Origin of the sequence: Salmonella sp. SAL03688, from assembly GCF_046551895.1 — a bacterium.
Lineage (GTDB): Bacteria > Pseudomonadota > Gammaproteobacteria > Enterobacterales > Enterobacteriaceae > Salmonella > Salmonella enterica.
The window spans coordinates 1-13,378 of the sequence record NZ_JBGDVI010000019.1; the positions used below are offsets into that span (position 1 = coordinate 1).

Below are 13,378 nucleotides of genomic sequence, written 5' to 3' on the forward strand. Positions count from 1 at the left end.
CGTGGACTGCCGCTGGCGCTGATTACCCCGGATAACACGGTGGCGTGGCGCGGGGAGTATGATGAATGGGGAAACCTGTCGGGTGAGGAAAACCCGGCGCACCTGGAGCAGGTGATACGGCTGCCGGGGCAGCAGTACGATGAGGAGTCGGGGCTGTATTATAACCGGCACCGTTATTATAATCCGGGACAGGGAAGGTATATCACACAGGATCCGATAGGGCTGAGAGGGGGGTGGAATCTCTATAATTACCCATTAAATCCGGTTAGTGAAATTGACCCGTTGGGGTTATCGATGTGGGATGATGCGAAATCAGGATCATGTACTGATGGTTTTTGTAATGCTCTATCATTTATTATAGGCCCTAGCAAATTTGATTCTGAAGAAGATGCAGCACTAGATGCTTTGAAGAATATAAATAATCAATCAATTTGTTCAGGTACTGAATATGGCGGATTAATTTGCAAGGATGTCAAAAATAAATATTTTGCAACCACCCCCATTAGTGGTACTAATGATGGGCTTACCTTGAGCGCACTTGCATGCCCCCAAAACACAACTAATTCTGCTGATTATCATACCCATGGAATGGAGGAGGCAGGGTATGAAAATAATAAATTCTCTCCCCTTGATATTTCTGATAATTATAAAAATTACAGAAATGGTTACTTAGGTACACCAGATGGTACGTTTGGCAAAGTAGATATATCATATAAAACGGTGACTTATCAAAAAAATAAATTAACAGATCATTGTGAGATTCGCTAATGATAAGTTTTTAATGGAGTAAAGCATGAAGAGGATATTAATGGGTATATATTTATTGTTTCCGATTTGCAGTGTCGCAAAACCAGTTCCTTTTGATATGCTAATAAATTCAAGGGAAATGGCGGGAGAGTTAACTGAGGTCTATATTAAAAATTTATACGGTGTTCAACAAGCTAATGAAAAGCCATATAATATCAAGGAGCGGAATGATAGCTGGGAAATAGAAGGTACACCATCATCTTCTAGCACTAAAGGTGGAAACTTTGTTATTGTTTTATCTAAAATAGATGGTGCAGTATTATTCATTTCTCACGGGAAATAGAATTAGGTCGGTTCATATTAAACCGAGGTTTTTGGGTGGTGATGCAGATTTAGTGGCGGGAAAACTTGCACAGAGTGAAACGGGTGGTGATGAAGGCGTCAGCCTACCAGAATACTCAGCCTTCGATTGGCTATACGTTTCGATACTATGCCACACAGATGAATAAGGATATCAGCAAAAATATTAAACTTCTGGCAATAAATGGTATTGTACCCACGGTGGAGAATATCCGGAATGGGGCTTACCCTTACATTGTGGAAGTATATATGGTCACACGTGAAAAGCCTTCGCGAGAAGCTCAGAAATTTGTGGACTGGTTTGTAAACCCTCAGGGGCAAAGTTTTGTGGAGGATGTAGGGTATGTGCCGTTATATAAAACAATCTCAGCGAATGATGCCAGACTTCTCTATAAATAAGTTGGCTCTTTATAAAAGATATAAGCGCAACAGGTAAAGGGTACAATTACAGGTAGATGAAATTAATAAATAACAGAAAGAATTGAGCATGAGCGGAAAACCAGCGGCGCGCCAGAATGATATGACAGCAGAAGGCGGCCCGATAGTCCAGGGTTCGGCGGGGGGGCTGATAGGCGCGCCGACGGGCGTGACGTGCTCGGTGTGTCCTAACAGCCCGATAGAAGAGGTGAAAGGTCATCCGGTAAACCCGATGCTGGGGGCGAAGGTGCTGCCGGGAGAGACCGACTTTGCGCTGCCCGGCCCGCTGCCGTTCATCCTTACCCGCGCCTACAGTAGCTACCGGACGAAGACGCCCGCGCCATCGGGGCTGTTCGGCCCTGGCTGGAAGATGGCTGCCGATATGCGCTTACAGATTTGTGAGCGGGCGCTGATACTGAACGACAGCGGAGGCCGGAGCATTCACTTTGAGCCACTGTCGCCGGGTGAGTCGTCATACAGTCGCAGCGAGTCATTCTGGCTGGCGCGGTGCGGGGTGCTTATGCCGGATAAAAGCAACCCGCTGCATGACCTCTGGCAGGCACTGCCGGAAGAGATACGGTTAAGCCCGAACACGTACCTGGCAACGAACAGCCCGCAGGGGCCGTGGTGGGTGCTGGGGTGGCCTGAGCGGGTGCCGGGTGCGGATGAGGCGTTGCCCGCGCCGCTGCCGCCGTACCGTGTGCTGACGGGGCTGGCGGACAGCTATGGACGCACGCTGACGTATCACCGCGCCGCAGAGGGTGAAGTGTCCGGGAATGTCACCGGGGTGACGGACGGTGCGGGAACAGAGACATACGAACAGAGCAGTGTGTATAACCTCACCGGGCAACTTCAGAGCCAGCATCTGAACCACCCGCAGCTAAACCGGGAGTACGGTTACGATGAGGGCGGCAGGCTGGTGCGCATCAGCGGACCGCAGCAGACGAGGGAGTACCGCTACAGCGAGAGCGGGCGCCTGACCGGGGTGCATACCAGCGCCGCGAATCTGGACATCACCCTCCCGTATGCCACGGACCCGGCGGGAAACCGCCTGCCGGACCCGGAGTTTTACCCCGACAGCGCCAGTACGAATACGATAACCAGCACCGGCTGGTCCACTATGTGCGCACACAGCACAACTCCGTCCTGGCGGAGGGGAGGTATCTCTACGACCCGCTGGGCCGCCGGGTGGGCAAACGGGTATGGAAGCGGGAGCTGGTTCACTGGAGCGACACACGGATGGAACTGTCGCGCAGGCCATATGTGACGTGGTATGGCTGGGAGGGGGACAGGCTGACGACCATCCAGACCGGACAGAGCCGCGTCCAGACGGTATACGGTCCGGGAAGCTTCACGCCGCTGGTGCGCATCGAAACGGATAATGCGGAGCTTGAGAAAACGCAGCACCGCAGCCTGGCGGAGAAGCTGTCGCAGGAGGGAAGTGAGGACGGCCAGGCGGTACAGCTTCCGGCGGCGCTGACGGCGATGCTGGACAGGCTGGAGGGTGAGCTGAGGCGTAATGCGGTGAGTGAGGAGAGCAGGCAGTGGCTGGCGGGATGCGGGCTGACGCCGGAGCAGATGGCGGGGCAACTGGAGCCGGAGTACACACCCCAAAGGAAAATCCATCTTTACCACTGCGACCAGCGTGGACTGCCGCTGGCGCTGATTACCCCGGATAACACGGTGGCGTGGCGCGGGGAGTATGATGAATGGGGAAATTTGTCGGGTGAGGAAAATCCGGCGGACCTGGAGCAACTGATACGGCTACCGGGCCAGCAGTACGATGAGGAGTCGGGGCTGTATTATAACCGGCACCGGTATTACAATCCGGGGCAGGGAAGGTATATCACGCAGGATCCGATAGGGCTGAAAGGGGGATGGAACCTGTACCAGTATCCGCTGAACCCTGTCACAGGTACAGATCCATTGGGATTAAAGGTGACTTTTAAGGGTGACGAAGAACAGCAAAAAGCTATGAAAGAGGCATACGAATCTGTAAGGAAGACAAAACATGGTCAGGAAATGATAGAAAAAATGGAGTTATCTGATCATGATTATATATTTAGAGGACCGAGGAAAGGTATGGAATATACATGCTACGATCCCTCCGAATATACTTTCTATATTGAAATAGATTTTGACCATGCCGCATGCCAATATCAAGGAAAAGGTAAAGCATGCAAACTGACACCTACGCCATTAAGTGTAGTTATCGCCCACGAAATGGGACATGCAATGGGTGAAAATGACGACGGACCAGGACATATGAATAATGTTAAAAAACATGAGAACCCTGTCCGCAAAGAAATGGGAATCCCACCAAGGATGAAATACTAATGATAAAGATAAGCCCCCCCTGTTTAATGAAATTTTATGTATTTTCTTTGCATCTTCAAAAAATCATTAAAAATACATTATTGTTGCTTGTCTGTATTTTGCCATTTTCTTGCGATGCGAAAATGCTATTTTTCCGTATTCCTTTTCGTATTCAAACCTATACACCAATAACAAGGGAGGAAATTAAAAGACTTGCAGTGAAAGGAGGGGGGCAAGAATTGCTGCAACGAAATCATGGAAAAGTATTAGCATTACTAAGCCCACATGGGAATAAATGTTATCTATTCGATGATGAAAACATTAGAATATATATATATGAAGATAATCACGAATATTTCATAGATAACAAAGGTGTGGTGTTATTCAAGAATAACAAAACCTATAAATGCTCAAAAAATAAAATCAATGAGAATGAAATCGTTATGTTATTGAACGATGGAAATGTTGATACATGGGAGAAAGATGAATAATAATGGTAGGAATCGCATAATTTCTGTAGTGGGCCAGGAAAATATATTAAAAATAAAACGATAGTACGATGCAGAAACCAACCGGATCTATATCACCAACACTATGATTTGTTGCAAAGAAAGTATATTACCAAAGATCCGATAGGGCTGGAAGGCGGGCTGAACCTGTATCAGTATCCGCTGAATCCGATTTTGAATATAGATCCTTTAGGATTATCAGGTTGGGATTCTCTTGGATATGGAGGATTTAGGGAAATATGCCAGCAAGCTGGTTCGGCAGTACATTATCTAACACCACAAGAAGCAGCAGGAGTGATACATAATATGGAAACTATGCATAACGTATACAATCCGTTATCTAAATATGTTTTCGGGATATCAGTAGGTTCAACTATAACTGGTATAGCTGGTACGAGTTTCGGAGTGGCAACTGTTGCAGAAAAAGATTCTGCATGTATTAAGGATGTAGTTAAGTCCGTGATAAAAGACGGAGAAAGAGATCCAACAAATTTGGCATTAACTTGCGGAAAAAGCTTTATAAATGAAGGTGGTTCCAGTTTTCAGGGTAAGGTATCCGATTACCTTATTGACGCTCTTTTTTCCTATAAGGCGAAACAGTAATCACTGTTATGGATAACGTAACAGTAAGAAATCCATCTATTTTAACAATAGTAAGCTGAAGGATAATATGAAGAAAAACATATTAATGATGGTTTTTACAGTAATTGTTTTATTTGGAGGAGTTATTGCTTGGCTTTATCATTCAAATGATAGTTTGGAAAATGTGAGTGCGAATAGTGATATAGCACATCTAACCAAGTTAGCAGAACAGGGGGATATGAAAGCACAAACAGATCTGGGGCTTGCTTATGGGAGTGGTAACAGTATGCCACAGGATTACACAAAAGCAATGTATTGGTATAATCAGGCTGCAAAACAAGGTTACGCACCAGCACAATTTAATCTCGGTCTTTTCTATGAAAATGGTTGGGGTGGAAGCAGAGATCTTCAATTAGCAAAAGAATTTTACCGTAAGGCGGCAAATCAAGGCTTTACCAATGCTCAAATAAATTTAGGCATTCTATTCATGGATGGCAAAGGGGGGGGGATTGATTATGTTCAAGCCAGAAAATTATTTATAAAGGCTGCTGAATCCAATAATCCAGTTGCTATTTATAATCTGGGACACATCTATAATTATGGATTGGGCATTCCAAGAGATGATGTTCAGGCTGCAACATGGTATAGCAAAGCGGAAGATCTTGGTTCAATGAGCGCAAGAAATTCACTTGCTCTATTTTATGCAAAAGGATTGGGTAATCTGCCTGTTGACAGAAACAAGGCATTAAAATTATTGAATATTTCTGCTTGTCAGGGATATGCGGTAGCTCAAAATAATCTTGGAATATTATATTCTGATGGTACAGATGAATTATCTAAAGATTATCAGCAATCCTACGCCTGGTTCTCAGTGGCATTTTATAATGGTTTTAAAGAGGCTGATACCTCACGAAACGTAATCATGGGAAAATTAGAAACTAAAGAAATTGAAAAAGCTAAAGCACTTTCCACTGAATATATTGAAAAATACCATACTAATCTCAATGGAGATGACACAGATAGAGATAAAGAGTGTAAGCATTTATACCCGTGATTATTGAAGATGCTTGATTTTTCAGCGACAGAAGATCATTCTACTCGCTAAGAAAATGTTCATTACTGACCAAGAAAAAGTTGAACTTGAACGCCTTCACAATTCCAGTCGTGACGGGCGAGGCAGAGTGATCTTACCCAGAATAGTGGACACGCGACTAAGTGAGTAAACTCTCAAGTAAGAGGTGACTCACATGACAAAACCAGCATCAACCACCAAAAAGCCACGCAAGCAGCACACGCCTGAATTTCGTCAGGAAGCCCTGAAACTGGCTGAACGCATTGGGGTGGCCGCTGCCGCCCGCGAACTTAACCTGTATGAATCACAGCTCCACAACTGGCGAAGCAAACAGCAAAATCAGCTCTCTTCTTCTGAACGCGAGCAGGAGATGTCCGCTGAGATCGCCCGTCTGAAACGTCAACTGGCAGAACGGGATGAGGAACTGGCCATTCTCCAGAAGGCCCCGACATACTTCGCGAAGCGCCTGAAATGAAGTATGTCTTCATCGAAAACCATCAGGCTGAGTTCAGTATCAAAGCCATGTGCCGTGTACTTCAGATTGCCCGTAGCGGCTGGTACGTCTGGCATCAGCGTCGTCATCAGATAAACCGGCGTCAGCGGTTCCGCCTTGTCTGTGATAACGTCGTCCGGGAAGCATTCAGTGACGCAAAACAACGCTATGGTGCGTCACGCCTGACGGATGAGCTTCGTGCTCAGGATTACCAGTTCAACGTGAAAACCGTGGCGGCCAGCCTGCGTCGGCAGGGGCTGCGGGCGAAAGCCTCGCGCCGGTTCCGTCCGGTCAGTTACCGCAAACATGGTCTGCCAGTCTCAGAGAATCTGCTGAAGCAGGACTTTTACGCCAGCGGCCCGAATCAGAAGTGGGTGGGTGACATCACGTATCTTCGCACTGGTGAAGGCTGGCTTTATCTGGCCGTGGTTATCGATCTGTGGTCGCGGTCAGTCATTGGCTGGTCGATGCCTTCGCGGATGACAGCACAGCTTGCCTGCGATGCGTTACAGATGGCGCTGTGGCGGCGTAAATGTCCGGAAAATGTCATCGTGCATACAGACAGAGGCGGTCAGTACTGTTCAACGGATTACCAGAGCTTACTGAAACGCCATAATCTGCGGGGAAGTATGAGCGCAAGAGGTTGTTGTTACGACAATGCCTGTGCGGAAAGCTTCTTCCATACGCTGAGGGTGGAATGTATCCACGGAGAGGACTTTGTCAGCCGGGAAATAATGCGGACAGCAGTGTTTAATCATAGTGAGTGTGATTACAATCGGTGGCGTCGTCACAGTGCCTGTGGCGGTCTCAGTCCGGAACAATTTGAAAACCAGAACCTCGCTTAGGGTTGTGCCCATATTACGCGGGTAGGATCAGAAACCCCGCTGACAGTGTTGAATCCAAAGACTTAAAAAGCGGAGCGACAGCTCCTGTGGATTTATGTCAGCGGAGAGTCCACCGGCTCCGTATTGGCACTGTTCGTTTACTGGTAGCGGTTCACCAGATCTTTCACCATTGACGCATAGGTTCTTTGCCTGAGCTGCGAAATCTGCTGTTCTGTAGTTGCCTCTGCGGAATCTTTTTTCCCCGGCTGCGGTGGAAGTACTGTATTCTCATAGTTGAGTGGCGACCAGGTGGCCCATTCGCCCGTAGCCACGTCCACTAAGGTGAAACGCACCAGATAACGCAACGATACGCTGTCGGTCAGTTTTTCATTTTTAAAATCTGACCAGACGGTGTTTTTTGTCATGGCGTCATATTTGCCAGACTGCAACGTATCCTGATAAACGATAATGGCTTTCTGATGTCCTTTCGCGGCAACATAGCGCAGCGCCTGCATCCAGTTCATATTTTCGGCAGTAGCAATGTCCTGATTTCCGTCTTTAATTTTGTCTTTACTGCAGGTCACAGTCTTTTGTCTGTCCGGGATGCCAGAGAACGTCGAAACAGTATAATACTTGCTCATTTCCTGCTGCATAATAGCTTCCGGTGCGCGATTACCAGACTGAACCAGAATGACGGCAGAATTCAGCGGTACGCTGAATTTCTCACCTTCCAGTGCGGCCTGGATATCTTCTTCTGAAACGGCAAGTGTGGTCTCGTTACCAAAGATATCTTTATCTGTTAACTGACTGGCCGTATTTTTACTGATACTGCTTTCCGTTCTGGAGATGTCCTTTTTCTTTGCGTCAATGGGGGAACGCACACAGGCGCTCAATAAAAATATTGTAGTGCATAAATAAATCACTGAACAGATTTTCATATGTTTTCCTGAAGTGTGTATTGGATGGCGATGTAATTAAAAGACTCTGATTATTGTTTTTATTATATCCTGTTATTGATAATTTCAGGAGAACTGTTTTGTATTCATAAATCAAATGAAATGTTCTATTTTGATATTTCCTGATTATTGTTAATGTGTCTGGTATCAATTTTAGTATTTGATTTTTATTTGCCAGTGGTGTTTCTGTTTGTAATAACTGACGATGATATTGAGTCCCTCTGGAAGACAAAAAAAGGAGAATGTGATATGAGTTCGGTTCCTTATCACAGTAACAATTCCGTCATGCCGGTCCGGGTAACGATTTATGAAGTCGTTAATATTATAAAAAAGCAAGCTAATGAGGAGATTACAGCCAGTGAAATATGGCGTTATGCGCTCTATGGGCACCTTACGCTATCCATCTATTTTCAGTCTCCGGTGATCTTTCGGCGGATTAAAACCAGAAAAAATAAAATATTTTTAATGAAGGGAAAGGATGATCCAGTTAATCGACTCTGTTACCTGAACAGTGATATCATGTTATGAGCAATAGCTGGAGGGTGAAAACTGAAGGTGATTACATCTCTCCACCCAGTCATATAATGGATACACCATTACTGGACTATGAATATGTTATGCTGCAACGATTACTGGCGCATTCACTGAATCTACCGCTACCAGAGAGCGGGCAGTGTAATATCTATTGTGGCGTTCTTGTCAGTGATGGAAGTAATATTTTTCAGGTTTTTGAATATCAGTCTCTGGAGCAAAGGATTTTTCAGCAGTTACAATTAATTCCGGTAGATAAAGCAAGCCTTTGCCATGACGAAATCAATAAAATACAGTTCGACAGAACAAAGAAAGATTACTTTCCTGTCTATCATTTTCCAGGAGATGCCTGTTTCGTTGTAAAAATGTAGCATCTTGAGTCATTCATCAGCCGGTTTTATTCCTCTCAGACTAAGCCATCAACACAGATTTCAACGCCGCTGTCGCGGTTATTATGGCTTGCCTGTAAACATAATGAACACACTAATTCTCTGCTTGACCACCCTTATAAACTGGTCGCACAAGATCACAGGAACCTCTCACGATGAGGCGCATGTATCCTGGTTTACGACATCAGGAAATGTGGCGCATTTATTGCCAGGTAGGCGTTGTGAGACGTCACTTATTTACGCCAGGTTTCAGCCGTAGCGACGGGCATGGATAAAAAGAGTATGGCAATCAGCGTGATAATGCTAAAAAACAGTTAATATTTTTTTAACAAAACTAAAGCTTGCTATGTTCAGTTAACCATGCGTTAATGGTTGTGCGGTTTGATACAAACTTATCTGAAGTAGTGATTGTAATATTTCTCATCATTTGTTCCTCTTGAGATCTCCTTTAGGTTTTTTTCTCTCTGATAATTTTCTTCAGGCCATTTCGCCCAAGGGCTCATTCAAAAGGTAACAATATTATGACGACGAAAATCACTGGTTTAGTAAAATGGTTTAACCCTGAAAAGGGCTTTGGTTTCATTACGCCTAAAGATGGCAGCAAAGATGTGTTTGTGCATTTTTCCGCCATTCAAAGTAATGAATTCCGCACTCTGAATGAAAATCAGGAAGTGGAGTTTTCAGTAGAGCAGGGACCAAAAGGTCCATCAGCGGTCAACGTTGTGGCGCTTTAAGGCAACTGATATTACTAATAAAATTCACTTCCGGTGTCCATGTTGCCATGGTTCACAATACAGAACATCGACATTCGATGTTACTGAGCAAAACCCGTTTGGCGCGAAATGTATTTTTTGTAAGTCAACCATGATCACTTTTGATAATGTTGGAATATACATTCGCTCAGGACAGGTTCCGCCAGATTTTAGAAAATAATTCATATTAGCTCCGTACAGGAGCTTTTTTATGCCCGGATGATTATCATCTATAGACGCTGACATCCATCATCTATAGTGGCTTACCTTTCCCCAAAGGTGTTATTTCTCTTGCAGACAGCGCCTGAAAAAAACGATGTTGTCTTCATCTATCCGATGAAACCAGGTCAACCTGTCTTTGTGCCGTTATCCGTTATTTAATTCTTGCCCTATAATAACAAGCCCGCGCTAAGCACGGGCTTGAATAACATAAAGCGTCTTAGAACTGGTAGACCAGACCAACACCTACGATATCATCGGTTGCAATACCGTTGTTTGCGTAGAAGTCATCATCTTCGTCCAGCAGGTTGATTTTATAATCAACGTAGGTGGACATATTTTTGTTGAAGTAGTAAGTCATACCGACGTCAACATATTTAACCAGATCTTTGTCGGTGTAACGATAGTTACCACGGCTATCCATATCCTGGCCGCCTAAATCTTTGCCCTTAGACTGCAAGTAGGCGATGGACGGACGCAGACCGAAATCGAACTGATACTGCGCAACCACTTCAAAGTTCTGGGTTTTGTTAGCGATACCGCCGCCACCCAACTTACCGTCTGCAGAGTGATAGTCGCTGTCTCCATAAGAGGTCATATTGCGGGTTTCAGAGTACATCGCCGCCAGGTATACGTTATAGGCGTCATATTTGACACCTACGGTCCAGGCTTCGGCAGTTTCACCGCCGGCATCATTGTTGCCATAGTAACGATGACCATCACCATATCCATTACCTACTTGGGCATCGGTACGGTCAGAACTTGAATAAGCAGCCCCCAGGCTTAACCCGAAGTCAAAGTCATAAGAGGTAGAGAGGCCGAAACCGTCACCGTTTTCTTTATTTGTACCGCGGTTAGTTCCATTACCGGAGCCTTCCTGGCCAAATCCGTTATTGCCACTTTCGTTATTACCCTGGTATTGCAGCGCGAAGTTCCAGCCTTCCACCAGGCCGAAGAAGTCGGTGTTACGATAGGTGGCCAGGCCGTTAGCACGCTGAAGCATATATACATCTGTCTGGGTGTAAGAGTCGCCGCCGAATTCCGGCAGCACATCGGTCCAGGCTTCAACGTCGTAGATAACACCATAGTTACGGCCATAATCGAAAGAGCCGTACTCGCCGAATTTCAGACCGGCAAAGCCCAGACGAGTCCAGGACGTATCCCTGTTACCTTCAGTGCCGCTCGCCTGCATGTTGTATTCCCACTGACCATAGCCGGTCAGCATATCGTTGATCTGCGTTTCGCCTTTAAAGCCAATACGGGCGTAGGACTGGTCGCCGTCGCTGCCTGCATCGTCAGAGAAGTAACGCAGACCATCAACTTTGCCGTACAGGTCGAGTTTGTTGCCATTTTTATTATAAACTTCAGCCGCATTTGCTGCGCCTGCCACTAATAATGCCGGGACAAGCAGTGCCAGAACTTTTCTGTTCATTATGTATTCCCTTATGATAATAATTTATATGAATATGTAGCCACTTCAACAAAACTACAAATTGATACTATTCTATGAAGTTCATGGAATTTAAAAAATAACATGTAACAAAGGTATTTAAAATATTTCAATTTGTTTCTGTTTGGTTTTTTATAATACAGGCTATATAAGTAACTAAGAATATATATTCTATAATTATCATTTTTTATCAATGGGTTATGTGTTTTGATTTGATGGTTGCTGGAGTGAATATAATTTGTTTTTTATATGTATTTGATGCTTTGATTATGAAAAAGCATAAAAAAAACCGGCATAAATGCCGGTAATGTGGGTAATGATAAAATAAATGATAAAAGGCTAATAACCGAATCATTCTGACATTTAATGCTAATAAAATAAAACGCTATCGCGGTGCGTAAAAATAAGTTGTTCTGGTTATGGGTTATTCTGCATCAGAGTGCGATTCAATCACCATTCCCTTATTTAACAGCAGGTTCAGCGCCTGACACAACATTAACTGAGAATAAACTATTTGTGGAGCGAATGACCAGAACAGGTGGATAAGGTATTTTATGGTCGAAATGTGACTAATGTCACATTATAATGTAATTAATGTCATATGACTTACATCACAAAAGCGGAGTAAAGTTTGAGTACCAGGGAGGACAACGCCACCCGTAGCATGGGCGGCAAATTAGCGTTATGGGTTTTTTATACCTTTTGCGGCTACTTCATCTGGGCGATGGCGCGTTGCGTGTGGCTGATGTCCGCCATACAAACCGAGCCGGTTCTCGGCCCAATCAGCACTCCTGGCAGCACAACGGAAAAATGGCTTAACGCGCTTTCGCTGGGCGTCGTCTGGCTTATTCTGGGGAATATTGCCTGGTACACCCGGCCTCGCAAAAACAGGGGGTATCCCGCCGACACTCAGCCAGAAACGCGCAAGCACGCAAGGATGTAAAGTGGTGGCGGATATGTCAGGATAGCGAACCCTGTGCTCAGGCATGTAATAAAAATGGTCTGCTATAAAGAGAGGGCGTATGGACTCAGGATACTGGCAATCGCAGTTTGAAGACTGGCTACGTCACCATCACCAGGAACAGGATGCCGCCCATGACATCTTCCATTTTCGTCGTGTTTGGGCAACCGCGCAAACGCTAGGGGAAAACAGTCCTGTCGACTGGCTGGTGGTGCTATCGGCATGTTATTTCCATGACATCGTCAGCCTGGCGAAAAATCATCCACAGCGGCATCGTTCTTCCATTCTGGCGGCGGCAGAAACCCGGCGTATTTTTCTGCGGGATTTTCCTGACTTTCCGGCAGAAAAACTGGCGGGCATTTGTCATGCTATCGAAGCGCATAGCTTCAGCGCAAAAATTGCGCCCACCACGCCAGAGGCAAAAATCGTACAGGATGCAGACAGGCTGGAGGCGTTGGGCGCCATTGGTCTGGCGCGGGTCTTCGCGGTCTCCGGCGCGCTGGGCGTCGCGCTGTTTGATGCCGACGATCCCTTTGCCGACAGACGGCCTCTTAACGATAAGCAATTCGCGCTCGACCATTTTCAAACCAAACTGCTGAAACTGCCGCTGACGATGCAGACCGAACGGGGCAAGTGCCTGGCGCAGCGTAATGCGGATTTTCTGGTGTCGTACATGGCGAAACTGAGCGCTGAGCTGAAAGGCGACTATGAAACACGGGATGAGGCGGTCATCCAGATGTTTGCTACGCATCAGTAACCCCTGCCGCTGAAACGTAAACCGCGTCATTTTATGTTAGTCT

13 protein-coding genes and 3 pseudogenes are annotated in these 13,378 nt (G+C 45.7%); 14 read left to right on the forward strand and 2 right to left on the reverse strand.

Annotation, left to right across the window (positions count from 1 at the left end):
• The 8 genes and pseudogenes from ACLJR2_RS17570 to ACLJR2_RS17605 form a co-directional block, all read left to right on the forward strand.
• On the forward strand, nucleotides 1-768 hold a 768-nt coding region (locus ACLJR2_RS17570), incomplete at its 5' end, for a DUF4329 domain-containing protein (protein ID WP_219828005.1).
• A gap of 25 nt (nucleotides 769-793) precedes the next feature.
• Nucleotides 794-1,090: an NTF2 fold immunity protein gene (locus ACLJR2_RS17575; protein ID WP_227491030.1), complete on the forward strand. Its 297-nt coding sequence runs from the start codon at nucleotides 794-796 to the stop codon at nucleotides 1,088-1,090.
• Between the two features lie 104 nt (nucleotides 1,091-1,194).
• Nucleotides 1,195-1,506, forward strand: a pseudogene (locus ACLJR2_RS17580) (PstS family phosphate ABC transporter substrate-binding protein); the annotation flags it as partial.
• 88 nt (nucleotides 1,507-1,594) lie between these two features.
• Nucleotides 1,595-3,861, forward strand: a pseudogene (locus ACLJR2_RS17585) (RHS repeat-associated core domain-containing protein).
• Nucleotides 3,861-4,331, forward strand: a complete 471-nt coding sequence (locus ACLJR2_RS17590; protein ID WP_001534617.1) for a hypothetical protein — start codon at nucleotides 3,861-3,863, stop codon at nucleotides 4,329-4,331. The pseudogene ACLJR2_RS17585 and the gene ACLJR2_RS17590 overlap by 1 nt, the downstream one beginning before the upstream one ends.
• Before the next feature lie 93 nt (nucleotides 4,332-4,424).
• Nucleotides 4,425-4,952 (forward strand): annotated as a pseudogene (locus ACLJR2_RS17595) (RHS repeat-associated core domain-containing protein); the annotation flags it as partial.
• A gap of 67 nt (nucleotides 4,953-5,019) precedes the next feature.
• Entirely contained in the window at nucleotides 5,020-5,985 is a 966-nt protein-coding gene (locus ACLJR2_RS17600; protein ID WP_000739390.1) for a tetratricopeptide repeat protein, read from the forward strand.
• Between the two features lie 193 nt (nucleotides 5,986-6,178).
• Nucleotides 6,179-7,341 (forward strand): IS3 family transposase gene (locus ACLJR2_RS17605; RefSeq protein WP_086011254.1). Its coding sequence is split into 2 segments (ribosomal slippage): nucleotides 6,179-6,449 and nucleotides 6,449-7,341, totalling 1,164 coding nucleotides; the frame shifts between segments, so codons are not numbered across the junction.
• 137 nt (nucleotides 7,342-7,478) lie between these two features.
• Here ACLJR2_RS17605 and ACLJR2_RS17610 read toward each other — a convergent pair.
• Entirely contained in the window at nucleotides 7,479-8,258 is a 780-nt protein-coding gene (locus ACLJR2_RS17610) for a hypothetical protein (RefSeq protein WP_000686702.1), read from the reverse strand.
• Nucleotides 8,259-8,525: 267 nt separating this feature from the next.
• On the opposite strand from ACLJR2_RS17610, the gene ACLJR2_RS17615 reads away from it, so the two are divergent.
• From ACLJR2_RS17615 to ACLJR2_RS17630, 4 genes are all read left to right on the forward strand, one after another.
• On the forward strand, nucleotides 8,526-8,804 hold the full coding sequence (locus tag ACLJR2_RS17615) for a hypothetical protein (RefSeq protein ID WP_015632889.1): 279 nt from the start codon (nucleotides 8,526-8,528) through the stop codon (nucleotides 8,802-8,804).
• On the forward strand, nucleotides 8,801-9,178 hold the full coding sequence (locus ACLJR2_RS17620) for a hypothetical protein (protein WP_015632890.1): 378 nt from the start codon (nucleotides 8,801-8,803) through the stop codon (nucleotides 9,176-9,178). Before ACLJR2_RS17615 ends, ACLJR2_RS17620 begins: the two co-directional genes overlap by 4 nt.
• Nucleotides 9,179-9,717: 539 nt before the next feature.
• Nucleotides 9,718-9,930 carry a cold shock domain-containing protein gene (locus tag ACLJR2_RS17625; protein ID WP_000208509.1) on the forward strand — a complete coding sequence of 71 codons (213 nt, stop codon included), beginning with the start codon at nucleotides 9,718-9,720 and terminating at the stop codon, nucleotides 9,928-9,930.
• A 10-nt stretch (nucleotides 9,931-9,940) separates the two neighbouring features.
• Entirely contained in the window at nucleotides 9,941-10,129 is a 189-nt protein-coding gene (locus ACLJR2_RS17630; protein WP_024134126.1) for a hypothetical protein, read from the forward strand.
• Nucleotides 10,130-10,387: 258 nt separating this feature from the next.
• Here ACLJR2_RS17630 and ompC read toward each other — a convergent pair whose 3' ends face one another.
• On the reverse strand, nucleotides 10,388-11,599 hold the full coding sequence (gene ompC, locus ACLJR2_RS17635) for a porin OmpC (RefSeq protein WP_001080676.1): 1,212 nt from the start codon (nucleotides 11,597-11,599) through the stop codon (nucleotides 10,388-10,390).
• 649 nt (nucleotides 11,600-12,248) lie between these two features.
• Here ompC and drpB point away from each other — a divergent pair.
• Both drpB and ACLJR2_RS17645 read left to right on the forward strand, forming a co-directional pair.
• A complete protein-coding gene (gene drpB / locus ACLJR2_RS17640; RefSeq protein ID WP_000107436.1) occupies nucleotides 12,249-12,560 on the forward strand; it encodes a cell division protein DrpB in 312 nt (103 codons plus the stop codon).
• A gap of 79 nt (nucleotides 12,561-12,639) precedes the next feature.
• Nucleotides 12,640-13,335, forward strand: coding sequence for a phosphohydrolase (locus ACLJR2_RS17645; RefSeq protein WP_000377038.1), 696 nt, complete (start codon nucleotides 12,640-12,642; stop codon nucleotides 13,333-13,335).
• Nucleotides 13,336-13,378 lie beyond the last annotated feature (43 nt).

Bases quoted from the DNA above. Each gene is read 5' to 3' on its own strand.
- ompC (WP_001080676.1), bottom strand. From the start codon at position 11,599: ATGAACAGAAAAGTTCTGGCACTGCTTGTCCCGGCATTATTAGTGGCA.
- ACLJR2_RS17615 (WP_015632889.1), top strand. From the start codon at position 8,526: ATGAGTTCGGTTCCTTATCACAGTAACAATTCCGTCATGCCGGTCCGG.
- ACLJR2_RS17645 (WP_000377038.1), top strand. From the start codon at position 12,640: ATGGACTCAGGATACTGGCAATCGCAGTTTGAAGACTGGCTACGTCAC.
- ACLJR2_RS17620 (WP_015632890.1), top strand. From the start codon at position 8,801: ATGAGCAATAGCTGGAGGGTGAAAACTGAAGGTGATTACATCTCTCCA.
- ACLJR2_RS17625 (WP_000208509.1), top strand. From the start codon at position 9,718: ATGACGACGAAAATCACTGGTTTAGTAAAATGGTTTAACCCTGAAAAG.
- ACLJR2_RS17600 (WP_000739390.1), top strand. From the start codon at position 5,020: ATGAAGAAAAACATATTAATGATGGTTTTTACAGTAATTGTTTTATTT.
- ACLJR2_RS17590 (WP_001534617.1), top strand. From the start codon at position 3,861: ATGATAAAGATAAGCCCCCCCTGTTTAATGAAATTTTATGTATTTTCT.
- ACLJR2_RS17610 (WP_000686702.1), bottom strand. From the start codon at position 8,258: ATGAAAATCTGTTCAGTGATTTATTTATGCACTACAATATTTTTATTG.
- ACLJR2_RS17575 (WP_227491030.1), top strand. From the start codon at position 794: ATGAAGAGGATATTAATGGGTATATATTTATTGTTTCCGATTTGCAGT.